We start from the raw sequence: 23101 nt of genomic DNA on the forward strand, positions 1-23101 counted from the left end.
TTTAAGGGTAGTATAGCCACCAAGGATAATACGGATAAGGAAACCAATGGTGGTAAATTTTGATTGTTTTTTGCTGTGGTTTCCAAAGATGTATTTTTCTTACTTTTAATATAGGATATGGATATTCAATTTCTCCTAAAGGAAGTTTTTTAATTCCCTCAATTTCTCCAATGACAGTAATTTCTCTTCCTTGACTATAAATAGCTACATCTAAATAACCATCATACAATATAAGAAATCTTCCTTCAGATTTATCTGTTTGTTTCGGTCGCCCTTGTCTGTCTAACGGTAAAGCAAGTATTTCTAAAAGTGTACCTTCTTTTTTGTTTATTCCCTTTAAAATTTTACCACCCCACATAACAACTTTGCTTTTAAATATTTCTGGATTTTTCTGTACTTCATAAATAGAAATGTCTTTTATCTTTTGTTTTAATTCTGAAGGTACAATTTGAGTACATGAAAATAAACAAAGAATAAAGATAATAATATAAATTCGCATATTTTTTTAATAAAAAAATTTTACTTGATTAGCAAGTGATAAAAAGTGTATCATTAAAATATGAAAGGACTTATTAGTTTTCAAGAGATGAAAGAAAGATATGAAAGAGGTGAAGATCCATTTGCATTAACATTAGAGAAATGGGTAAGGATTAAAAATTATCTTAATGTTACAGAAGAGATAGGATATCCTGAACTTATAAAACTCCTTGAAGCTGTCATGATGAAAATTCCTTTTTGTTTTGAATATGAATCTAATTGTAATCTTTGCCCATTAGAACGTCTATGTCAAAAATTTCCAAGCACTTATCATCAAATATTAGGATTATTTCATTATTTATTAGCAACTAATGCTCCCCTACCTAAACCATATCTTATCCAATTAATAGATAAATTGATGGTAGAGATTGAAGAAGCAAAAAAATTGTGGAAAAAAATGTTATTATGATCCGTGTAAGGTTTGCTCCTAGTCCTACAGGAACATTACATTTAGGTAATGCTCGTACAGCAATTTTAAATTGGCTTTTTGCCCGCCATTTTGGTGGAAAATTTATTTTACGAATAGAAGATACAGATATAGAAAGGTCTAAAAAGGAATATGAAATTCAATTAATAAATACCCTTATTTGGCTTGGACTTGATTGGGATGAAAAATATCGCCAATCAGAAAGGCTTGAGATATATAGAAACTATGCAAAAAAATTATTAGAAGAAGGAAAAGCTTATTATTGTTATTGTACGCCAGAAGAATTGGAGGCAGAAAGAAAATTTTGTCAGTCAAGAGGATTACCTCCTCGTTATTCTGGAAAATGTCGTTTTCTTACAGAAACTCAAAAAAGACGGTTTGAAATAGAAGGACGTAAACCTACCATTAGATTTCTTGTACCAGAAGGAGAAGCAATAGAGTTTTTAGATTTACTTAAAGGGAAAATGAGATTTCTTACAGATGAAATAGGAGATTTTATTATTATGCGTTCTACAGGTATTCCTGCTTATAACTTTGCTGTTGTAATAGATGATGCTTTAATGGAAATAACTCATGTTATTCGAGGGGAGGATCATTTAAGTAATACAGCTTGTCAGCTTCTCCTTTATAAAACACTGAATTTTAATCCTCCACAATTTGGTCATCATCCATTACTTCTTGCTCCAGATAGGACTAAATTGAGTAAACGTCATGGTGCTGTTTCAGTTGAAGATTATAAAGAAAAAGGATTCCTCCCAGAAGCTCTTTTCTTTTACTTAACTACTTTAGGAGGAACTAAAGAAATTTTAACAAAAAAAGAATTGATTGTTCACTTTGACCTTAAAAAATTAGGTCGAAGTAATGCTATTTTTGATGTGAAATCTCTTTTGGCTATTAATAGAGCATTTATTCGTAATTTACCGTTAGATACCCTTTTAAAATATACTAAGCCTTTTTTACCAAAAGCAAATTCACAACTACTTAAAACAGTGATTGAAATAGTACGAGAAAATATAGGAACTTTAAAAGATATTGAGATATATTGGCCAATATTTACAGAATTAGAAATAAATTTAGATAATGAAGCAAAAAAATTTTTAAAACAAGAAGAAATAAAAAAAATTATTCAATTATTTTATGAGAATATGAAAATAAGTAATGAAAATTTTGAAATTATTTTATCAAAAGTTGTAGAGAAAACAGGATTAAAAATAGGCAAATTATTATTACCATTGCGAGTAGCTCTTACAGGTAGAAAAGAAGGGCCAGAATTGAAAAAAATTCTCTCTTTTTTACCAAAGGAATGGATAAAGTTCAGACTTAAGAGAGCTTTAGAAATTTCTTAATTTTTTCTGAAATTTGAAATATTTTTTCTTTAATATATTTAGTATCAATAGAGGTTATTTTTCCTTTTTCCATAACAATTTTACCATTAACAATAACAGTTTCTGCCTCTTTTATTGAATATACAATGAGGGAATAAATATTGTGAAGAGGAAAAAGAGAAGGATGTTTCAAATCTATAATAATAATGTCAGCTAATGCTCCTTTTTTTAAACAACCTGTGTTTAAGTTAAACATTTTGGCAGGTATAGTAGTGGTCATTTTAATTACAGTTTTTGCTGGCATAATTGTAGGATCAAGGAGAATACCTTTATGGATTTTTGCAGCTGTATCCATTTCTTGAAAAAGATTTAAATTATTATTGCTGGCTGCGCTATCAGTACCTAATGCAACAGGGATATCTTTAGATAATAGCTTTGGTACAGGAGAAAGACCAGTAGCAAGTTTGAGGTTGCTTTCTGGATTATGGACAATACCTGCTCCAGTATCAGCTATAATAGAGATTTCTTCATCTGAAATCCAGTTTGCATGGATAAGGATAGTTTTTTCGTCAAGAATACCTAAATGATAAAGATAATATATAGGTGTAACTCCATAACGTTTTTTTATTTCTTCTACTTCCCATTGAGTTTCAGCGACATGGATAAATAAGAAGGTATTATAATTTCTTGTTATATCTTTTGCTTTTTTTAATGTCTCTGAAGAACATGTATATGGAGCATGCGCAAAAATAGCAGGAGTGATTAAATCAGAAAAATCTTTCCATTTTTTTAAAAATCTTTCAGCATTAATGAGACTTTTTTTTGGTTCTGGAACATCTGGTGTTGGATAATCTAAAACACCTTGAGCAAGAATACCTCTTAATCCTAATGTTTTACATGCTTCGATAGCTTCATCTTCAAAAAAATAGCCATCTGCTAAACAAGTTGTGCCACTTTTTATCATCTCCCAACCAGCCAAAAGTGTGCCCCAGTAGACAAAATCCTTATCTACAAGCTTCCTTTCAACTGGAAAAATAAAATCTTTAAGCCAAGTTTCTAAAGGTAAATCATCAGCTAATCCCCTAAACATGCTCATAGCTGCATGTGTATGAGCATTAATTAAACCAGGCATAATAAGTTTATCTTTAGCATTTATAACTTTATCAGCTTCTTTAAATAATTCAGAAGGTGGGTTTCCTTTATTTAAGGATTTAATTTCATTTTTATCAATAAAAACATAGCCAGGATAAAATAAATTATTATTTTCATCAAGTGTAACAATTATACCATTAAAAATAAGTAAACTCATTTTTGGGGAATTTTTTATATGAAAAGCTTTTATAATGTCAAGTTACCCTTGACTTATTTATAAGTATGGGCATATCTTTAAAATTGTGCAAAAACAAAATCTTTTTCAAAAAATTGTTCTTTTTTTAGGACCATTTCTTAGTATATGTATTCTTATATTCTGTGATTTATCTCCTGGTCATCCAGAAGTTACTAGGATGGCTTCGGTGACCATTTTAATGGCTATGTGGTGGATTGCTGAGTCTATACCTTTAGCAGTTACTGCTTTATTACCTGTAGCTCTTTTTCCTCTTATGGGTATCATGGATAGCAAAACAGTTTCAAGTTATTATTTTAATGACATTATTTTCCTTTTTATTGGTGGTTTTATTCTAGCTTTAGCTATGCAGAGATGGGGATTGCATAAACGCATTGGTCTTAAAATTATTCTTTTTTTGGGAATGAGTCCTAAACGAATTATTTTAGGATTTATGGGAGCAACTGCTTTTTTATCTATGTGGATTTCTAATACTGCTACAACTATGATTATGGTACCAATTGCAATGGCTTTAATATTAGAAATGGAAGAAAGATTTGGAGAAGAGCATATACATTTTTTTTCTATTGGTTTACTTTTAGGTATTGCCTATGCAGCCTCAATTGGAGGTATGGCTACACTTGTTGGCACACCTCCTAATTTAGTTTTAGCTAAAATTTTTTCAATTTCTTTTCCTAAAGGTCCTGAGATTTCTTTTGCACGATGGCTTATTTTTGCCTTTCCTATTTCACTTATCTTTCTTCTTTGCACTTGGTTAATGTTAGTCTTTATGTTTAGTCGGAATATTCAATTTAAAGGTGATTTAGATATTTTTAGAAAAGAATATAATAAGTTAGGTAAAATGAATTTCGAAGAATGGATAGTTTTAATAGATTTTTTTATTACTGCCATCTTATGGCTCTTTCGCAAAGATATCAATATTGGCCATTTTCATATACCTGGCTGGTCATCTCTTTTTCCTGTACCTACATATGTAAAGGATGGTACTGTAGCTATGACTACTACAATTCCTCTATTTTTTATACCATCAAAACGAGAAAAAGAATTTATTATGAATTGGGAAACTGCTTCTAAACTACCCTGGGGAATTGTACTTCTTTTTGGTGGTGGTTTTGCTTTAGCTGCTGGTTTTAAAACATCCGGACTCTCTATATGGATGGGAGAGCGACTTGCTAAACTTGCCCATTTTCATCTTCTTTTAATAGTAATAACTGTTTGTCTTATAATAAGTTTTTTAACTGAATTAACCTCAAATACTGCTACTGCACAGATGGCTTTGCCTATTTTAGCTTCATTGAGTACAGCAATTAAAGTTAATCCATTATTATTAATGATTCCTGCAACTATGTCTGCTTCTTGTGCTTTTATGTTGCCTGTAGCTACGCCTCCAAATGCTATTATTTTTGGTACACAAAAATTACGTATTTATCATATGGCTAAAGCAGGTATAATTTTAAATTTTATAAAAATATTTTTGTTTATAGGAGCCATTTTCTTATGGGGTAAAATAAATTTTGGAAACTTAGTACAATTTCCAAGTTGGGCAAAGTGAAGGATTATTTTAAAAATTTATTAAATTATCGTTGTTCTATAGGGATGTTATCTTGGATATTAATGCGGATTTCTGGTCTTTTATTAGTTATTTTTTTAATACTTCATTTATGGGTCATTTTTTATTATCATCAAAGAATAATTGATTTTTCTCATCTTTTAAGATGGCGTAATATGTCAATTATAAAAGTTTTAGAATTTTTTCTTATTTTAACCATTTGCTATCATGCTTTAAATGGTGTTAGACTTATTTTTATGGACATGGGTTTTTTAATTAAAATGCAAAAACCCTTATTTGTTACTATAATAATAATTTCTTTAATTGTGGCTATTGCATTTGTTTTCCCTTTTCCATCATGATTGGATGGTTGTGGCAAAGGATAAGTGGTTTTGTGCTTTTAATTTTATTATTTATTCATTTATGGAAAGCTCGTACTATGCCTTTTAATTATGAATATTTGAGAATACAATTAACTACTCCAAAGTGGGTAATTTTTAATATTCTTCTTTTATGTTTGGCTATTTCACATGCCTTAAATGGATTGTGGCAAATTGGTCAAGATTATTTAATGGGGAAAAACAAAAAAATTTTTAGCTATTTTCTTTTAATAATAGGAACTTGCTTTATATTATTAGGATTAAGCATTTTTATATTATGAATAAGCATCAACATGAAATTTTAATTATAGGAGCTGGTATCGCTGGGTTGAGTGCTGCTTTAGAGGCATGTTATGGTGGTGAAGTAGCAGTAATTTCTAAAGTATTTCCTATTCGTTCTCATTCTGTAGCTGCTCAAGGTGGTACAGCAGCTGCTTTAGGCAATATGGAGGAAGATCATTGGGAGTGGCATTTTTATGATACTGTAAAAGGGAGTGATTTTTTAGGTGATCAAGATGCTCAAGCCATTTTTTGTTATGATGCTATTAAGATGGCTTATTATCTAGAACATTTGGGCGTTCCGTTTAGTCGTAATGAAAACGGTAAGATTCTGCAAAGATATTTTGGTGGTCATTATAGTCAATTTGGTCAAGGTCCTCCTGTGAGAAGAGCATGTGTAGCAGCTGATAGGATCGGTCAAGCTATGTTGCATACTTTATTTGGAGAATGTCTTAGACGAAAAATAAAATTTTATAATGAATTTTTAGTTACTCATCTTTTGTTTCATAAAGATGGTTGCTGTGGGTGTATAGCATGGGATTTGGTAAAAGGAGAAATACATATTTTTCATGCTAAACTCATTTTATTAGCAACAGGAGGTTATGCTCGCCTTTTTCAATTCAGCACTAATTCTGCTATTAATACTGGTGATGGTCTTGGGATGATTTTAAATGCGGGATTACCTTTAGAAGATTTAGAATTTATTCAATTTCACCCTACAGGACTTTATCCTTGGGGATTTCTTATGAGTGAGGCAGTGAGAGGTGAGGGCGGGTATCTGCTTAATCAGGCAGGAGAAAGATTTATGGAAAGGTATGCTCCAACAAAAATGGAATTAGCACCTAGAGATGTAGTAGCTAGAGCTATTCAAATGGAAATAGAATTAAGTGGAAATCCTTATGTATATTTAGATCTTCGCCATTTATCTGAAGATTTTATTCAAGAAAGACTTCCTCAAGTTAAAGAAATGGCCTTTAAATTTGCAGGGATTAATATCAAAAAAGAACTTATTCCTGTTGCCCCAGCAGCCCATTATACTATGGGTGGTATTCCTGTCAATATAGATGGAGAAGTACTTGCAGATGGTAAAAAAGAAGCGATGCCAGGACTTTTTGCAGCAGGAGAATGTGCTTGTATCTCTATTCATGGTGCTAATCGATTAGGTACAAATTCTACAATGGAATGTGCAGTATTTGGTCATAGAGCAGGAAAAAAAATGGCTTCTTTAGTCAAAAAAACGAATTATTTACCTTTACCTAAAGAGCAAATTTCTTTGGCTTTAGAAGAAATAAATCATCTTTTTGTTCAACCACCTAAAATTTCTATAGCCGAATTAAGACAACAATTACAAGTTTCTATGATGCAAAATTGTGGTATTCTCCGTGACCAATCACGATTAAAAAAACAACTTATAATTATTCAAGATTTAAAAGAAGTTTATAAAAAAATAGGTTTAAAAGGTATTCCTCGCACTTTTAATTTAGCTTTTGAAGAAGTTTGGGAATTAAGAAATATGCTTAATATTGCTGAGGCTGTAGTTATAAGTGCACTTGCACGTGAGGAGAGTCGTGGCGCTCATTATCGGATAGATTTCCCTAAAAGAGATGATAAAAATTGGCTTAAACATACTCTTATTTGGAAAAAAGAAGATAAATTAAATTTAGATTATAAACCAGTAGTTATTACTCAATTTCCACCTTCAGAAAGGTTTTTTTAATGCAAAAAAAATTTATTATTCAACGTTTTTGTCCTGAAAAGGATAAAATACCTTATTGGCAAATATATGAAATAGATTGCCAAGAAGACTGGACAGTATTAGATGCCCTTGAAGCTATTAGAGCTTTTGACCCTACTTTAACTTATCGACGTGTTTGTAGACATGGTGTCTGTGGTTCATGTGCAATGAACATAAATGGTTTTAATTCTTTAGCCTGTGAAACAAGGATAGCTAGTTTACCAAAAAATATTAAAATTAGACCATTGCCTGGTTTTCCTATTATAAGAGATTTGGTTGTTGATTTAGAAAGACTTTATCAAAATTACACTGTTATTAAGCCATATCTTATTGCTTCTTCACCACCAGAAAAAGAATATATTCAATCTTTAGAAGAGCGTCATTTATTAGATGGCTTTTATGAATGTCTTTTATGTGGTGCATGTACATCTGCTTGTCCTACATTTTGGGTCAATCAGAATTTTTTAGGTCCAGGGATATTTTTGCAAGCCTGCCGTTTTATACTAGATAGCCGTGATAAAGGGTTTAATTTACGGAAAGAAATATTGAGAAAGTCTGATATATGGCGATGTCATGGTATTCTCAATTGTGTAGAGGCTTGTCCTAAAGGTCTTAATCCTTTTCAAGCAATTATGCATTTAAGAAAAATTTTATTATTTGGAGGAAAACGATGAAAGAAAAATTTCCTATTATTCCTAATAATCGGGCTGATGACATTCATAATTTAGAACATCTTCATGAAGCGGATTTAATTCTTTATATGGCAGGTAATCAATTTATGGTTATGGAAGAGTTACTTAAAGCTTTTAAAGAGATGCATCCACACATAAAACATATTTTTTATGAAACACTGCCTCCTGGATTAGAACTAAAACAAATTTTAGCTGGAGGTGCTGTTTTTCAAGATAAAATTTTACCTGGTATTCCAGATGTTTATGCTGCTGTTAATGAAAAAGCAATGCATAAATTAGAAGAGGCAGGATTAATTGAAAAAGATAATTATTTTGTTTATTTACATAACCGTATTGTACTTATGGTAAAAGAAGGGAATCCTTTAAAAATAAATTCTGTGCTAGATTTGGCAAGAGATGAAGTAAGAATCTCACAACCAAATCCAGAATTAGAGGATATTGGTATTCACATTCTTAATATGTATCGTGATGCTGGAGGTGAAACATTAGTATATAGAATTATGGAAGAAAAAAGAGCAGAAGGTACTACAATTTTTACTGTTGTTCATCATCGTGAGACTCCTTTGCGTTTAAAAAAATGCACAGTAGATGTTGGGCCTGTTTGGGCAACAGAAGTTTTAACAGCAAAAAAATTTGGTTTAAAAGTAGAAATGATAGAGCCAGGTGAAAATTTGGATCAACGTCATAAAGTTAACTATTTTATTGGTCGATTAAAACAATCTCCACATCCTGAAAATGCAGAGAAATTTTTAGAATTTATTAAAACAAAAACAGCTCAAGCTATTTATGAAAAATATGGATTTATTCCACATTGGTAGGCTTAGTTGACAAAGATTAACTAGTTGTATAAACAAAGTCATGTTTATTGCTGATCTTCATATTCACTCCAAATATAGTCGGGCTACAAGCAGGGATATGGAGGTAAGTACTCTTTATAAATGGGCAAAGCGTAAAGGTATTAAAGTATTGGGGACAGGCGATTTTACCCATCCTCATTATTTAATGGAATTAAAAAAAGAACTTGAACCTTTAGGTAATGGTCTTTTTAAGTTAAAAAAAGGTGATGAATCTGTATATTTTATGCTTACTACTGAAGTAAGCAATATCTTTTCTGTACGTGGGAGAGGAAGACGTATTCATACTCTAATTTTTGCTCCTTCTTTTGAAGTAGTAGATAAGATTAATGCTCAATTATCTCGTCGTGGGGATTTAATGGCTGATGGTCGACCTACATTTGGTTTTCATATAAAAGAACTAGTAAAGATAGTTTTAGATATTTCCTCAGATTGTTTATTGATACCAGCTCATGCTTGGACTCCTTGGTATGGGATATTTGGATCAAATGGGGGATTTGATTCATTAGAAGAAGCATTTGAAGAGGAGGCAAAATATATTTACGCTATAGAGACTGGTCTTTCTTCTGATGCAGCTATGAATTGGCGGCTTTCTGCTTTAGATAAAATTACTCTTATTTCTAATTCAGATGCCCATTCTCCTCACAGAATTGGTAGAGAAGCTAATGTTTTTAACTGTGCCTGTGACTATTATGAAATTATAGATACAATAAAGAAAAAAGATAAAAATCGTTTTTTATGTACTATTGAATTTTATCCTGAAGAGGGAAAATATCATTATGATGGGCATCGTAAGTGTAATATTTTATTTTCACCAAAAGAAACAAAAGAACACAATTATATTTGTCCAGTGTGTGGACAGCCAGTAACAGTAGGGGTAATGCATCGAGTAGAAACTTTAGCAGATAGACCTGAGGGTTATCGACCAGAAGGAGCTATTCCAGAAATTCATCTTATTCCTTTAGAAGAAATTATTGCTGAAGCAATGAATAAACAAATAAGTACAAAAGGTGTGCAAGAGGAATATGAACGTTTAGTAAGTTATGTTCCAGAATTTGATATTTTACTTAAACTATCTATTGAAGAATTATCTAGTTTTGTACCAACAAATATTCTTGAAGGTATTATTCGAGTAAGAGAAGGTAATGTATTTATTCGTCCTGGTTTTGACGGTGTTTATGGAGAGATAAGAATTTTTCCTAAGTCAGAAAAAGAAAAAAAGGAAACTTCTCAACAATTGGGATTGTTCTAAATTATGAAAAATGTAATTGTAATTGGAGCAGGGCTTGGTGGTCTTAGTGTAGCAAGCGCACTTCTTAAAGCAGGTTTTAAGGTTAAAATTTTTGAAAAAACATCTCATATAGGAGGGAGATGTCGTAGTATCTGGCTTGGAAATGAAGAATTTGGCAGATATCCATTTGATGTGGGCCCAATATTCTCAGGAACAAATATTATTAAATTAATTAAAAATGAATTAAAAGAAAAACCTAATTTTAAACCAGAATTTGTAAAAATTTATATATTTTCTAACAAAAAATTCCTTATGAATATGCCTCCCAGACATCATTTATTAAAAAATCTTAAGAAAATGGGATTTTCTTTTTCTGAAAGTATATTTTTTATTTATAAATTATGGAAACAAAGACAATTTGATAGTTATTCATATATGGATTCTCATAATGATATAGCTTGTTTTCTTACAAAAAACCAATTGATGCGAAATATCCTTAATATGAGAGCTGGTTTATTTCATGGGTGTCTTCCAGATGATATGCCTGGTTATACATTTAATGCAAAGGATTATGGAAGACCTTTTTATCCATCTGGTGGCATGCAAAAAATACCAGATACTTTTTTAAATGTTATAAAAAAGTATAATGGCCAAATTTATACAAATATGTCTGTAGATAAAATTTTAATTGAGAATAATAAAACAGTAGGGGTGGTAGTTCAAGGGGAATTTATAAAAGCTGATTTTGTTATAAGTGCTATAAGTATTGTTGAGACAGTATTAAAACTTTGTAAAGGGGTAAGTTTCAAAAATGAATTTCTTAAATTGATTAAATCATATAAACAAGGTTTAGAAGTTTCAATGTTTTTTATGATTGTAGATAAAAATAAAATTGATGTAGAGGATGGTAATGTTTTGTATGCATTTTTGCCAGAGTCTGATTTAAATAAAGTTATGCATCAACTTTTTAACGGCATTTATCCAAATGATCCGCCATTTGGTATATTTTTTACAAAAAGTGGAAAATTTAGACCAGTCACTCTTTTGTTTTATACTCCAAAAGGAGAAAAAAATAAAAAACGTATAATTCAAGCAGGAGAATTTCTTCTTGAAATAGCTAATTTGGCAATCCCTAATCTTATAAATGCCATTGTTTGGAGAAAGATTATTACTTCATTAGATTATCCAAATGAAATAGGTTTTAAAAGTTGTGTTTTGCCTGTTGCTGAAAGCAAAAATTATAAAAAAGTTTCTTTTCAATTACCTATTAAAAATCTTTTTAATGTAGGTTCTTCTGTGCTTCCAAGTGGTGGTGGAACAGTTCAGGCTGTAAAGTCTGGATTAGAATGTGCAAAATTTATTATTAAAGGAAATAAATTATGCAGTTAGAAACTATTACTATGCAAGATTTTGAGAAACAAACAAAGAAAATAATAATTTTGCCTTTTGGCTCAGTAGAAGCACATGGTAAACATTTACCACTTGGTACAGATACTATTATTGCTTATGAAATTGCTTTAAAAGTAGGAGAAAAAACAGGTGCTATTGTAGCTCCTCCAGTTTATTATGGTGTTTGTCGTAGTACAAAAGAACATCCAGGTACAATAAGCATTTCTGCATCAGGATTTAGATTATTGGTGAAAGATATTATTAATAGTTTTATCTCTCAAGGTTGCTATCGTTTTTTAATCTTTTCAGGTCATGCTGGCAGTTTACATATGGCTGCTTTAAAAGAAATAGCTGAAGAGATGATTGAAACAGATCTTGTGAAAAAAATAGCTGTTCTTAGTATTTTGGATCTTTTAGATGAAAATATAGGACTTGAAACAAAAAAAGATAGTCATGCAGGAGAATTAGAAACAGCTCTTATGCTTTATTTAAAACCTTTATGGGTTAAAAAAATACCATCTGAAGATTATCCGAATTTTCCACGTTTTTTATTAGTTAAAGAAAAAAGAAAATATTGGCCAAGTGCTGTTTGGGGGAATCCTCTTGTAGCGTCTAAAGAGAAAGGGGAAAGATTTTTCAATTATTTAGTAGAAAAATTAGTAAATATCGTAAATTTATTAAAAGAATAATGGAAATTTTGGCACCAGCTGGAAATTTTGAAGCTTTTTTTGCTGCTTTAGAAAAAGGTGCAGATGCAATATATGTAGGGATTAAAACATTTAATGCTAGAGCTTATGCAAGGAATTTTACTTTAGAAGAACTGGCATTAATGATTCCTTATGCACATCAATTAGGAAGAAAAGTTTTTGTTGCCCTAAACAGTCTAATTAAAGAAACAGAGTGGAAAGACTTGATAGAGATTATTATTGCTTTAGGGCAAATCAAACCAGATGCTATTATTATTCAGGATTTAGGTATTTTTTGGTTATGTAAACATCGTTTTCCTCATTTGGTTCTTCATGCCAGCACTTTAATGGCTTGTCATAATGTTATAGGAGTAAAAAAGTTAGCAAATATGGGATTTAAACGAATTGTATTAGCTAGAGAGCTTACACTTAAAGAAATAGAAAATATAAAGAAATCAGTTTCAGTAGAATTAGAGGTTTTTGTACATGGAGCTTTATGTTTTAGCTATTCTGGTCTTTGTTTGGCAAGTAGTTATTTAGGTGGGCAGAGTAGTTTAAGGGGAAGGTGTCGTCAACCTTGCCGTTTTCTTTATCAATGGGGAGAAGAAAAGGGTTATTATTTATCCTGTAATGATCTTTGTGCTTTAGAGTTAATACCTATTTTAAAAGAAATGAGAATTGATGCTATAAAAATTGAAGGGCGTATGAAGAGTGCAGAGTATGTAGCTACAGTAGTAGAGGCATATCGGTTAGTGCGAGATGCTTCACTAGACGAATCTCAAGCAGCTATTGATTATGCTAAATCTTTACTTAGTAAAGTTGAAAGTAGACCACTTACCACTGGTTTTTTTCTTACTGTAAAACCTAAAAATGTGCTTGATCCTAAACATCCTGGAGCGTTTGGTATATATTTAGGAAGGGTTTTACGTAAAGAAGGTGAGAGAATCTTTTTTCGACCTGAGGCAGAATTAAAAGCAGGTGATAGAATTCGTGCTCAAAATGAAATTTTCGGTAAAGGGATAGCATGGAAGGTAAAAAATTTAGAAAAAATTGGAGAATTAATTTGTCTTAATGCTCCAACAATGGTTGAACCAGGTTATCTTCTTTTTCGAGTTGTTAGTGCAATACCTGGTTTAAAAAAATCAGATAAAAAATTAAAAACAAAATTAAATCAAATGGTTAAACCAATTGACTTTAAAATTTCTTCTTCATCTAAAAAACGCTTGCAGCAATGGATATATGCTCAAGGTATTGAAATACCAAAAAAAAGATTTAAAAGAATTATTTGGTGGATTCGCCACGAAGAAGTAAATTATTTTCTCAATTACAAATTACCTGAAGGAAGTATTCCCATTTTATCTCTTAATTTTCAAACATACCCACTTATTCTTGCTCATTTTAAAAAATTATTAAAAAAACATCCGTCTTTAACAATCAGCCTTCCTCCAATAATTTTACCTCATCAATTGGCTTTTTTTGAAAAAGCTATAAAACAGCTTTTAGATTTAGGATTTAAACGTTGGCAATTGGCTAATATAGGCCACTTTGAGCTTTTTCCAGAGAAAAAAGGCTTAATCTTTAGTAGTGACTACACCTTTAATATAGCAAATCATTTAGCTTTGCGAACTTTAAAGAATATGGGTATACATTTTTTAATGCTTTCTTTAGAATTAGATAAGAATACTATTAAAACACTAGTTAAATATTGGAATAAACATGAAATAGTTATAAATGTTTATATGAGAATGCCTATTTGGATCTCTCGCTTAAGCTTAAAACCTTTTTGGCGCTCCAATTCTCTTATATCTCCATTAGGGGAAAAATATTATCCTCTTAAAAGAGACGAAATTACTTATATTTTACCTGAAATTCCCATCTCTTTGAAAGATTATCTAAAAGAATTAAAATCATTTGGAATTTATCAGTTCTGTGTGGATCTAAGATTCCTTCTTAAGAAAGAAGTAGAAAAAATTGTTACATCAAAAGGTGTATTTTTACCTAAAGGATATCAGTTCAATTATCAAAGAGGTTTGGCATGAAAAGACTAGCTATTTTTTTATTAATTCTTTTTTTAGCATGTGGAGAAAAAAGTGTTCCTGAATATGCACCAGATTTTACTTTACCAGATTTAAAAGGAGATAAAATTTCTCTTTCTGATTTTAGAGGCAAAATTGTTATATTAGAATTTTTCACTACTTGGTGTAAATCTTGCCGTTTAATAGTACCTGATTTAAATCAACTTTATAATCGTTATAGAGATAAAAATGTAATTTTTTTAGGTATCAGTTTAGATGAGAACGTTGATCGTATTTACGATTTTGCAAAAAAATTGAATATTGCATATCCAATACTTATTGGGAATGAAGATATTGTTTTAAAATATGGTGGGATTTCTGTATTGCCTCATCTTGTTATTGTAGATCCAAAGGGACGTATATACAAAACGCATCAAGGATTTATGAAAAAGAAAAAACTTGAAGATGATATTATAAGTTTAATACATTTAGGACCTTAATGACTAACAGCAAAAAACGAGTATTTATTATTGGACACCGTAATCCAGACAGTGATTCTATTTGTAGTGCTATTGCGTATGCTTATTTTAAAAATATTACTGATAAAAAATACCTTTATATTCCAGCCAGAACAGGTTCTCTTAATGCTGAAACTCAATTTATTTTAAAATATTTTGGCCTTGAAATACCATTTCTTATTAAAAATGTTATTCCTCGAGTAAATGATATTGATTTAAAACCACCTATTTATATCTATCCTGAAGAACCTATATACCATGCAGTTCAAATTATGCGAAAAAAGGAAATTCGTATTCTTCCTGTAGTAGATGAATATCAAAATATATTAGGAATTATAGGACAAATGGATATTGCTCAATATTATGTAGAAAAAATTACTTGGGATATTCTTACTATTCCAATTCAGATTAAAACCCTCGTACTTACATTAAAAGGTCGTATTTTAGCCAATCCTTATAAAAAAGAGGAATTAAAAGGTCGCATATTTATTGCAGCTATGCAGAAAGGCACCACGCTTCATTATGTTCAACCAGGAGATATTGCGATTTTAGGTGATCGTACAGATATCCAATTAGAGCTAATCAAGGCTGGTTGTGAAGTATTAATTTTAAGTGAAGAACCAATTATTAGCGAAGAGGTTTTGGAATTAGCAAAAGAAAAAGGGACAATAATTATTTCTTCTCCTTTTAGTATATACACGATTGCTCAAATTCTTCCTCTTTCTCTTCCAGTAAAGGCTATCATGAAAAAAGCAGAAGTGGTTCATTTAGATACTCCAATTAGTGATGTTAAAAAAAGAGTTTTAGCTTCTCGTTATCGTTCAGTACTTGTAGCAGATTCTGAAGGAAGACTTATTGGTGTAATAACACGTTCTGATTTAATTAGTCCTATTCAAAAAAAGGTTATACTTGTTGATCATAATGATAGTGCTCAAGCAGTATTAGGTATAAAGGAAGCAGAGATATTAGAAATTATTGACCATCATCATTTAGGAGATATTTCTACTTTTAAACCTATTTATGTTTATAATGATCCTATAGGAAGCACCTGTACTATTATAACTGAACTTATGCAATTACATAGAGTAGAAATTGTGCCTGAGATTGCTGGTGCCCTTTTAGGTGGAATACTCTCTGATACTCTTATACTTACCCTTTCCACTACTACTGAAAGGGATAAAAGAGCAGCTTTGTTTTTAGCTAAAAAAGCTGGCGTTAATATAGAAGAATTTGGACGTAAGCTTATAAAAGCTCAGGCTGAAATTAAAGGAAAAACAGCTAAAGAAATCCTTTTTAGCGATTTTAAAGAATATCATATTGGTGATAAAAAAATAGGAGTAGGACAGATTTTGGTATTAGATAGAAAAGAAATTGAACCTTTAACTAAAGAAATTAAATTAGAAATGGAAAAGGCATTAAATGAACAGAATTTTAATTTAGTAACTTTTATCATTACCTGTCCATTTGATCAAAAGGGAGAACAAATTTTTGTTAAAGGAGAGAAAGAAATTATAGAAATGGCATTTGATATAAAAATAGAAAATGATGCTTGTTTTATTCCTCAAGTAATGTCAAGAAAAAGAGATTTTATACCTCAGTTAGCACAAGCAATGACTAAATATGAATTTTAAAATTTTTCCAGATATTTTAAAAGAAATAGAAAATTTACCTGCTGAAGAGAATAAAATTATAAAACAATTTTTTACAAAACTTCAACCAACTTATTCTTTACAAAAAGAATTGTTAACATACCTTTTAGATATTAAAGCAAGAGATGAAATTTCAATAACAGAATTGGTAAAAATGGTTAACGATACAATTAACAATCCAACTTTAACAAGGGAACAAAAACTTACAATTGTAAGAAATTTTTTTAGAAAACGCCGTTTCCCTTTACTTACTAAAGCTGAAGAAATTTTTAATAAAAAAATTAAAAATTTAAATTTGCCATCAAAATGTAAAATTATTCCTCCAATTTATTGGGAAGGGGATGAATATGAGATAAAATTTTATTTTAAAAATAATAAAGAATTTATCCAAAAATTGGAAAGATTGTTAAAAATAAGTCAAATGGATATTTGGCAACAATTGATAGATGGAGGGTGGTTTGAAGAAATTTTTTCCCAAAAAAATTTTGATAGATAAAACAGTTCTTGATTTACCCTATACACAAGAAATTTTAAAAAGAATTTCACATATACCACAGGAAGTAGTGGCGCCAGAGACAGTAAAAGGTGAGGTTTATAATAAAGAAATTCTTTATCTTACACGTAATAAGGGACGTTTTTTTCGCCCTTGTCCTTGTACAAATAAGACATTTTATATTAGCTGTGAATATTATATTTTAGAAGTGGGGACTAATTGTGCTTTTGATTGTACTTATTGTATTTTGCAAAGTTATCTTAATCAACCTTTTATTCAAGTTTATGTAAATTTAGAAGACCTTTTTAAAGAATTAGACGATATAAAAATAAAATTCTATCGAGTGGGAACAGGAGAATTGACTGATAGCCTTTTTTTAGACCATATTACTCAATTAAGCCGTTATTTGGTTCCATATTTCGCTAGACGTGATAATTTAATATTGGAGTTGAAAACAAAAAGTATAATAATTGACAATTTGGCTGATCTTGATCATAATGGACATACTGTAATTTCTTGGTCACTTAATGCTCCAGAAATTGTATTAAAAGAAGAAAAAAATACTCCTACTCTTGAAGAACGTCTTAAAGCTGCTCATCGTTGTCAAGAATGGGGATATTGGATAGGATTTCATTTTGACCCAATAATTTATTATCCTGGTTGGAAAGAAGGATACAAAGAAGCTGTTGACCTAATCTTCAAATATATTCAACCAGAAAAGATTGCTTGGATCAGTTTAGGTACATTTCGATTTATGCCTTCTTTAAAAAATATTATAAGACACCGTTTCCCAGAGAGTAAAATTATTTATGGTGAATTTATATCAGGTTTAGATGGTAAACAACGATATTTTAAGCCTATTAGAATCCTTCTTTATAAAACAATTCTAAAATGGATAAGAGAATATGCTCCTCAAGTAAATGTTTATTTATGTATGGAAAGGCCAGAGATATGGAAAGAAGTTTTTGGCTATGTACCAATAAAAGGTGCATTAAGAGAGATGCTTAATAATATTTTTAAGAAAAACTGATGCAAAATAAGATAGAAGATATCTTAAAACAAGTAAGATTTTTAAAGCCTACAAGTGGTGCAGTTATTAAAGTATTGAATGTATTAAATGATCCCAATACAGATGCAGAAGAAATAAAAGATGCTATTCTTTTAGATCCAGCCCTAACAGCCGATGTTTTACGTATAAGTAATTCTGCCTTTTTTGCCTTTAGACAAAAAATTACTAGCATTAAACATGCTGTAGTTTTATTAGGTAGAAAAATATTAAAGAAAATTGTTTTTACTGTTCAAATGAAAGGTATTTTAAATAAAAAATTGAAAGGATATCCTCAAACAGAACATACTTTATGGGAACATTCATTAGTAGCTGCTGTTTCTGCAGAACTTATTGCTGAAAAACTTAAATATAAAAATAAAGAATTAGCCTATATTGGTGGTCTTCTCCATGATATAGGTAAAATTATATTAGATCAATATGTAAAAAATGCCTTTGAAGAAATTACAAAAAAATTAGCAGAAGGTATGGATTTATTAAATATAGAAAAGGAAATGTTTGGATATAATCATGCTGAAATAGGTGGAATTATTGCTGAAAATTGGCAATTGCCTCTTCCTATAAAAGAATCAATTGCTTTTCATCATTCTCCAACAGAGGCTACTCAAGAAGTTATTATTGCTCTAATTGTCTATCTTGCCAACAACCTTGCTACTTTTATCTCTCCTGTTGGTTTTCATTCTACACCACAAACTGAGTCTCAACTTCTTAATGAAATAGGCTTAAATGAAGCTGATTTAGAAGAAATTATGGTCAATGTTATCGCTAAAAAAGAGGATATTCTAGCTTTTTAATTTTTTTAGTGCTATTACTTCCCTCTTAATATTACTAAAAGGAAGCATAAAACTTTTTTGTATAGCTATTGAAAGATTATATTTTTTACAAATTTGCTCAATTTCTTTTTTATTGTCTTTACCTCCTCTCATGATAATAAGTAAACCTTGATTTGCAACATAAGGTAGAGCTAATCGAATATATTCAGTTAATGGAGCTACAGCTCTCCCCACAACAACATTAAATGTTTTTTTTGATAATAAAGGAGATGGAAGGTGTGTTTGAATAATTTCTATATCTTTTAATTCCAAAAGACGTTTAATCTCTTTTAAAAATACTACTTTTTTTTGTTTTGCTTCAACTAAAGTTAATTTTAAAGAGGGGAGGGCAATTTTTAAAGGAATACCTGGAAAGCCTGCACCAGTGCCAATATCTAATAGCTCCCATTGAGGTTTTAAAAAAGAAAAAATAGTAAGTGAATCTAGAAAATGTTTTATAACAATATCTCTTTCTGTTTTTATCCCAGTGAGATTAATATGATGGCTCCACTTTTTTAATCTAAGTAAGTAGAGTTGGAATTGATAAATTTGTTTTTCCTTTAATTTTATTCCAAGTGTCTCACTACCATTAATTAAAATTTCTTTAATCTTAGCTTCCATAGATGTTGCCATAAATATTGCCATTTTTATAATAAACAATTTTTACTGGAACAATAGTATTAATTTTTAACTTTTCTGACTCAGGAATACGGACTAAAAGATAATTTTCAGTATGACCTTTAAAGTAATTTTTATTTTTTGTTTCTATTAATAAATTTAAAATTTTATTTTTATTTTTTTCAAAAAATTTTGCTCTTTTTTCTTTATCTAAAATTCTCAATATATTAACTCTCTTTTGAATAATTTCTAATGGCACTTTTTCAGTATATCTAGCTGCTAATGTATTTGGTCGCTCAGAATAGGAAAAAATATGACAATAGGCTATAGGTGTTTCTTTTATCAGATAATATGTTTCTTCAAAGTCATTTTCAGTTTCTCCTGGAAAGCCTACAATAACATCAATTCCAATAGCAAACAAAGGAAAATGTTGAATAAGAGTTGAAACTATTTCTTTAAAAAGTTCTGGAGTATAATTTCTACCCATTTTTTGAAGGATTCTTTTAGAACCACTTTGTAATGAAATATGCAAATGAGGACATAAATTTGGCCATGAGATAAAGAGATTTATTAATTCTTTTGTAATTTCAGATGGATTAAGAGAACTTAAACGCAAGCGTGCTTTTAAATTAGAATTTTTTATAGAATATAAAAGCTTTGTAAGAGAAATAGGTGGGGTTAAATCTTTTCCATATTCTCCTAAATGAATGCCAGTCAGTACAATTTCTTTAAACCCTAATTTTTCTAAAAAAATTAATCTTTTTATTACTTCATCAGGAGGTAAACTTCGTGTTCTTCCACGTGCATAAGGTACAATGCAATAACGACAGAATGCATCACATCCATCCTGAATTTTAAGATAAGCTCGAGTGCGTTTAATTGAAGCTGCTGGAGGTAAACAGATTAAAGTATCTAAAGTAGTTGGTTGTTTACTTACTAAAATTTTAGGAGATGGTTGTTTTTTTAAATAAGGTAATAATTTAGGTAAATTGGGCTTTTCTTTATTGCCAATTAAATAATCAATTCCTTTTATTTCTGCCAATTTCCTATATGCTATTTGTACATAACATCCAGTAGCTATACAAATAGCATTAGGGTTTTTTCGAATGATTTGGCGAAGATAATGTCGGCTATCATAATCTGCTCTATGTGTTACAGTGCAAGTATTGACAATACATATATCAGCTTCTTCTATTTTTGAAACAATAGTATACCCTTGTTGAGTAAATAAAAAAGCAAGGGATTCAGATTCATATTGATTTACTTTGCAACCTACAGTAAAAATAACAATTTTCATTTTGCAGATATTATCCAACCTCCTCCCACACAAACTTCATCTTGATAAAAAACTGCTGCCTGTCCAGGTGTTACAGCAAATTGTGGTGTTTCAAATATTATTTGGACCTTTTTTTCATTAATAGGCTTAATTAAAGCCTTTGTTTCAATTTGTTTATATCTTATTTTAACAGAAACATAAAGAGGTTCTTTTAAAGAATCAAAAGGGAAAAAATTTACATTTTCAACAATAGCTTCTTTGAAAAATAAAGCCTGACGCGGAGCTACAATAAGACAATTTTTATCTGCATCAATAACACGCACATAATAAGCTTCTCTTGCTCTAATTCCTAATCCATGCCTTTGACCAATAGTATAACGCCAAATTCCACTATGTTTGCCAATAACCTTGCCTTCTAAGTCAAGTATTTTCCCTTCTTTTGTTAATCTTTCTTTAGCATGTTTTTCTAAAAATAATCGATAATTTCTTTCAGGAATAAAACATATTTCCCTACTTTCTTTAGTATTTAAAGATAATCCAATACTTATAGCAATTTTTTTAGTTTTTTCTTTATTAATTGTTCCTAATGGCCATAAAATATAGGATAATTGTTCTTGAGTGAGAGGAAATAAAAAATAAGATTGATCTCTTTGTTGATCAATACCACGTAAAAGGATGAAGCGATTATTTTTAAAAATTTTGCGAGCATAGTGACCAGTAGCTAAGAAATCAAATCCCATTTTTTTAATTTCCTTTAACAATATGCCAAATTTAATCTTTTGATTGCACCATATGCATGGATTTGGTGTTTTGCCTAAAAGATATGTTTCGATAAAAGGTTTAATAATTTCTTTTTTAAAAATATCCTTTAAATCAAGTTCAATATAATCAATCTTTAACAATTTAGCGATATTTGAAGGAGAGTAGGGAGGTTGATTTTCTGTTAATCTTAAAAAAACACCTGTTACTTTATAACCTTGTTCTTTAAGAAGATAAGCAGTTACTGCACTATCAATACCACCACTTAATGCAACCGCTACTTTTTTCACGAAATAAGACCAAATTTGTTTGCAATTTTTTCAAAATGAGGCATGGCTTTTTTAATAACAGTTTCTTCTACACAAAATGCTAAACGAAAATATCCAGGAGTTCCAAAACCACTTCCAGGTACAGCTAATATTCGTTCTGTCTGTAAAGCTTTCACAAAGGCTATATCATCTGGTATAGGTGTTTTAGGAAAAAGATAAAAAGCACCTTTAGGTAAAATAAAAGAAAAGCCTAAATCGGAAAGTCCTTTACACAATAGGTCTCGATTACGTTTATAAAATTCAATATTTACAGAAGTATTTAATAAATGCTTGATAATTCTCTGCATAAGAACAGGTGCATTTACAAAACCTAAAATACGATTAGCTAAAATACAGGCTTCTATTAATTCCTTTTTATAAGTACAATTAGGATGAATAGCTAAATAACCAATCCTTTCTCCAGCCAAAGATAAATCTTTAGAAAAAGATGTAGCTAAAATAGTTTCTGGATAAATTTTAAATATACTAGGAAGCTTAATACCATCATAAATAATTTTTCGATAAGGTTCATCCATAATAAGATAAATAATATTTTTTGTTTTTTTCTTATGTTCTTTAAGTATTATTGCTAACTCTTTAAGAACAGCTTCAGAATAAACTTGACCTGTGGGATTATTAGGAGAATTTAATAATATTGCCTTTGTTTTTAAATTTAATGCTTTATTAATAGCCTCTAAATCTAAATCAAAATTATCCTTTGTTAAGACAACTTTCATTATTCCTCCATGATTATCTATATAAAATCCGTATTCTACAAAAAAAGGGGCAAGTACAATTACTTCATCTCCAGGATTTAAGAGTGCTTTTAAAATTACATTTAAAGCACCAGCTGCACCACAGGTAAGAATAATCTCATTAGCACAAAATTTAATACCATGTTCTTGGCTAAGATATGCAGCAATTGCTTCTCTTGTTTCTAAGAGTCCTGCATTTGGCGTATAGCTATGACTTTTTTCAATCTCTTTTTTTAAAGCTTGATAAAATAAACTGGGTGGTTGCAAATGGGGATTACCTAAACTGAAATCAAAAACATTTTCAGTTCCATATTTTTGTTTTAAATAAGCTCCTTCTTCAAACATTTTTCGGATCCAGGAAGCTTTCTCAATAAATTCTTGCATTTTTTGTGATATGGACATT

The 23101-nt window shown here is 30.1% G+C and carries 23 protein-coding genes; 17 read left to right on the top strand and 6 right to left on the bottom strand.

The window, feature by feature from the left end:
- Window position 1 precedes the first annotated feature (1 nt).
- Window positions 2-499 (bottom strand): Slp family lipoprotein, encoded by a 498-nt coding sequence (locus LWW95_04650; protein MDL1956323.1) that lies wholly within the window; start codon window positions 497-499, stop codon window positions 2-4.
- Window positions 500-559: 60 nt separating this feature from the next.
- Between LWW95_04650 and LWW95_04655 the strand changes: the two genes are divergently transcribed.
- Window positions 560-946, top strand: coding sequence for a hypothetical protein (locus tag LWW95_04655; GenBank protein ID MDL1956324.1), 387 nt, complete (start codon window positions 560-562; stop codon window positions 944-946).
- Window positions 940-2310 carry a glutamate--tRNA ligase gene (gene gltX, locus LWW95_04660; GenBank protein MDL1956325.1) on the top strand — a complete coding sequence of 457 codons (1371 nt, stop codon included), beginning with the start codon at window positions 940-942 and terminating at the stop codon, window positions 2308-2310. The genes LWW95_04655 and gltX overlap by 7 nt, the downstream gene beginning before the upstream one ends.
- On the opposite strand, the gene LWW95_04665 is transcribed toward gltX, so the two are convergent.
- Window positions 2285-3598 carry an amidohydrolase gene (locus LWW95_04665; GenBank protein ID MDL1956326.1) on the bottom strand — a complete coding sequence of 438 codons (1314 nt, stop codon included), beginning with the start codon at window positions 3596-3598 and terminating at the stop codon, window positions 2285-2287. The genes gltX and LWW95_04665 overlap by 26 nt on opposite strands.
- Before the next feature lie 85 nt (window positions 3599-3683).
- Between LWW95_04665 and LWW95_04670 the strand changes: the two genes are divergently transcribed.
- Genes LWW95_04670 through LWW95_04740 form a run of 15 tightly spaced genes read left to right on the top strand, consistent with a single transcriptional unit; the run spans window position 3684 to window position 18964 of the window.
- The gene (locus LWW95_04670) at window positions 3684-5186 is read left to right on the top strand and encodes an SLC13 family permease (GenBank protein MDL1956327.1); all 1503 of its coding nucleotides are present in this window, start codon (window positions 3684-3686) and stop codon (window positions 5184-5186) included.
- Window positions 5183-5545 carry a succinate dehydrogenase, cytochrome b556 subunit gene (sdhC, locus tag LWW95_04675; protein MDL1956328.1) on the top strand — a complete coding sequence of 121 codons (363 nt, stop codon included), beginning with the start codon at window positions 5183-5185 and terminating at the stop codon, window positions 5543-5545. Before LWW95_04670 ends, sdhC begins: the two co-directional genes overlap by 4 nt.
- Window positions 5542-5844 carry a hypothetical protein gene (locus LWW95_04680; protein ID MDL1956329.1) on the top strand — a complete coding sequence of 101 codons (303 nt, stop codon included), beginning with the start codon at window positions 5542-5544 and terminating at the stop codon, window positions 5842-5844. Before sdhC ends, LWW95_04680 begins: the two co-directional genes overlap by 4 nt.
- Window positions 5841-7559: an FAD-binding protein gene (locus LWW95_04685; protein MDL1956330.1), complete on the top strand. Its 1719-nt coding sequence runs from the start codon at window positions 5841-5843 to the stop codon at window positions 7557-7559. Before LWW95_04680 ends, LWW95_04685 begins: the two co-directional genes overlap by 4 nt.
- A complete protein-coding gene (locus LWW95_04690) occupies window positions 7559-8251 on the top strand; it encodes a succinate dehydrogenase iron-sulfur subunit (GenBank protein MDL1956331.1) in 693 nt (230 codons plus the stop codon). Before LWW95_04685 ends, LWW95_04690 begins: the two co-directional genes overlap by 1 nt.
- Entirely contained in the window at window positions 8248-9087 is an 840-nt protein-coding gene (locus LWW95_04695; protein MDL1956332.1) for a substrate-binding domain-containing protein, read from the top strand. Before LWW95_04690 ends, LWW95_04695 begins: the two co-directional genes overlap by 4 nt.
- Before the next feature lie 40 nt (window positions 9088-9127).
- The gene (locus tag LWW95_04700; GenBank protein MDL1956333.1) at window positions 9128-10375 is read left to right on the top strand and encodes an endonuclease Q family protein; all 1248 of its coding nucleotides are present in this window, start codon (window positions 9128-9130) and stop codon (window positions 10373-10375) included.
- A 3-nt stretch (window positions 10376-10378) separates the two neighbouring features.
- Window positions 10379-11743, top strand: a complete 1365-nt coding sequence (locus LWW95_04705) for an FAD-dependent oxidoreductase (protein MDL1956334.1) — start codon at window positions 10379-10381, stop codon at window positions 11741-11743.
- Window positions 11734-12432: a creatininase family protein gene (locus tag LWW95_04710; protein MDL1956335.1), complete on the top strand. Its 699-nt coding sequence runs from the start codon at window positions 11734-11736 to the stop codon at window positions 12430-12432. The genes LWW95_04705 and LWW95_04710 overlap by 10 nt, the downstream gene beginning before the upstream one ends.
- Entirely contained in the window at window positions 12432-14468 is a 2037-nt protein-coding gene (locus LWW95_04715; GenBank protein ID MDL1956336.1) for a U32 family peptidase, read from the top strand. Before LWW95_04710 ends, LWW95_04715 begins: the two co-directional genes overlap by 1 nt.
- A complete protein-coding gene (locus tag LWW95_04720; protein ID MDL1956337.1) occupies window positions 14465-14944 on the top strand; it encodes a TlpA family protein disulfide reductase in 480 nt (159 codons plus the stop codon). The genes LWW95_04715 and LWW95_04720 overlap by 4 nt, the downstream gene beginning before the upstream one ends.
- Entirely contained in the window at window positions 14944-16593 is a 1650-nt protein-coding gene (locus LWW95_04725; GenBank protein ID MDL1956338.1) for a putative manganese-dependent inorganic diphosphatase, read from the top strand. Before LWW95_04720 ends, LWW95_04725 begins: the two co-directional genes overlap by 1 nt.
- A complete protein-coding gene (locus LWW95_04730; protein MDL1956339.1) occupies window positions 16583-17107 on the top strand; it encodes a hypothetical protein in 525 nt (174 codons plus the stop codon). Before LWW95_04725 ends, LWW95_04730 begins: the two co-directional genes overlap by 11 nt.
- Window positions 17070-18134: a radical SAM protein gene (locus LWW95_04735; GenBank protein MDL1956340.1), complete on the top strand. Its 1065-nt coding sequence runs from the start codon at window positions 17070-17072 to the stop codon at window positions 18132-18134. Before LWW95_04730 ends, LWW95_04735 begins: the two co-directional genes overlap by 38 nt.
- Window positions 18134-18964, top strand: coding sequence for an HDOD domain-containing protein (locus LWW95_04740; protein ID MDL1956341.1), 831 nt, complete (start codon window positions 18134-18136; stop codon window positions 18962-18964). The genes LWW95_04735 and LWW95_04740 overlap by 1 nt, the downstream gene beginning before the upstream one ends.
- Here LWW95_04740 and rsmG read toward each other — a convergent pair.
- From rsmG to LWW95_04760, 4 genes are read right to left on the bottom strand one after another with little or no spacing between them, the layout of a single operon-like run.
- On the bottom strand, window positions 18953-19603 hold the full coding sequence (gene rsmG / locus LWW95_04745) for a 16S rRNA (guanine(527)-N(7))-methyltransferase RsmG (protein ID MDL1956342.1): 651 nt from the start codon (window positions 19601-19603) through the stop codon (window positions 18953-18955). The two genes, LWW95_04740 and rsmG, sit on opposite strands and share 12 nt — an antisense overlap.
- The gene (gene mtaB / locus LWW95_04750) at window positions 19593-20897 is read right to left on the bottom strand and encodes a tRNA (N(6)-L-threonylcarbamoyladenosine(37)-C(2))-methylthiotransferase MtaB (GenBank protein ID MDL1956343.1); all 1305 of its coding nucleotides are present in this window, start codon (window positions 20895-20897) and stop codon (window positions 19593-19595) included. The genes rsmG and mtaB overlap by 11 nt, the downstream gene beginning before the upstream one ends.
- Window positions 20894-21925, bottom strand: a complete 1032-nt coding sequence (gene mnmA / locus LWW95_04755) for a tRNA 2-thiouridine(34) synthase MnmA (GenBank protein MDL1956344.1) — start codon at window positions 21923-21925, stop codon at window positions 20894-20896. Before mnmA ends, mtaB begins: the two co-directional genes overlap by 4 nt.
- A complete protein-coding gene (locus tag LWW95_04760; protein ID MDL1956345.1) occupies window positions 21922-23100 on the bottom strand; it encodes a pyridoxal phosphate-dependent aminotransferase in 1179 nt (392 codons plus the stop codon). The genes mnmA and LWW95_04760 overlap by 4 nt, the downstream gene beginning before the upstream one ends.
- Window position 23101: the final 1 nt, after the last annotated feature.

It is taken from the genome of Candidatus Desulfofervidus auxilii (genome assembly GCA_030262725.1).
Classification (GTDB): Bacteria; Desulfobacterota; Desulfofervidia; order Desulfofervidales; family Desulfofervidaceae; genus JAJSZS01.

Bases quoted from the DNA above. Each gene is read 5' to 3' on its own strand.
- LWW95_04730 (MDL1956339.1), top strand. From the start codon at position 16,583: ATGAATTTTAAAATTTTTCCAGATATTTTAAAAGAAATAGAAAATTTA.
- mtaB (MDL1956343.1), bottom strand. From the start codon at position 20,897: ATGAAAATTGTTATTTTTACTGTAGGTTGCAAAGTAAATCAATATGAA.
- LWW95_04650 (MDL1956323.1), bottom strand. From the start codon at position 499: ATGCGAATTTATATTATTATCTTTATTCTTTGTTTATTTTCATGTACT.
- LWW95_04685 (MDL1956330.1), top strand. From the start codon at position 5,841: ATGAATAAGCATCAACATGAAATTTTAATTATAGGAGCTGGTATCGCT.
- LWW95_04665 (MDL1956326.1), bottom strand. From the start codon at position 3,598: ATGAGTTTACTTATTTTTAATGGTATAATTGTTACACTTGATGAAAAT.
- LWW95_04705 (MDL1956334.1), top strand. From the start codon at position 10,379: ATGAAAAATGTAATTGTAATTGGAGCAGGGCTTGGTGGTCTTAGTGTA.
- LWW95_04695 (MDL1956332.1), top strand. From the start codon at position 8,248: ATGAAAGAAAAATTTCCTATTATTCCTAATAATCGGGCTGATGACATT.
- LWW95_04655 (MDL1956324.1), top strand. From the start codon at position 560: ATGAAAGGACTTATTAGTTTTCAAGAGATGAAAGAAAGATATGAAAGA.
- LWW95_04690 (MDL1956331.1), top strand. From the start codon at position 7,559: ATGCAAAAAAAATTTATTATTCAACGTTTTTGTCCTGAAAAGGATAAA.
- LWW95_04760 (MDL1956345.1), bottom strand. From the start codon at position 23,100: ATGTCCATATCACAAAAAATGCAAGAATTTATTGAGAAAGCTTCCTGG.
- LWW95_04680 (MDL1956329.1), top strand. From the start codon at position 5,542: ATGATTGGATGGTTGTGGCAAAGGATAAGTGGTTTTGTGCTTTTAATT.
- LWW95_04725 (MDL1956338.1), top strand. From the start codon at position 14,944: ATGACTAACAGCAAAAAACGAGTATTTATTATTGGACACCGTAATCCA.
- LWW95_04720 (MDL1956337.1), top strand. From the start codon at position 14,465: ATGAAAAGACTAGCTATTTTTTTATTAATTCTTTTTTTAGCATGTGGA.
- LWW95_04740 (MDL1956341.1), top strand. From the start codon at position 18,134: ATGCAAAATAAGATAGAAGATATCTTAAAACAAGTAAGATTTTTAAAG.
- LWW95_04715 (MDL1956336.1), top strand. From the start codon at position 12,432: ATGGAAATTTTGGCACCAGCTGGAAATTTTGAAGCTTTTTTTGCTGCT.
- rsmG (MDL1956342.1), bottom strand. From the start codon at position 19,603: ATGGAAGCTAAGATTAAAGAAATTTTAATTAATGGTAGTGAGACACTT.
- LWW95_04700 (MDL1956333.1), top strand. From the start codon at position 9,128: ATGTTTATTGCTGATCTTCATATTCACTCCAAATATAGTCGGGCTACA.
- LWW95_04710 (MDL1956335.1), top strand. From the start codon at position 11,734: ATGCAGTTAGAAACTATTACTATGCAAGATTTTGAGAAACAAACAAAG.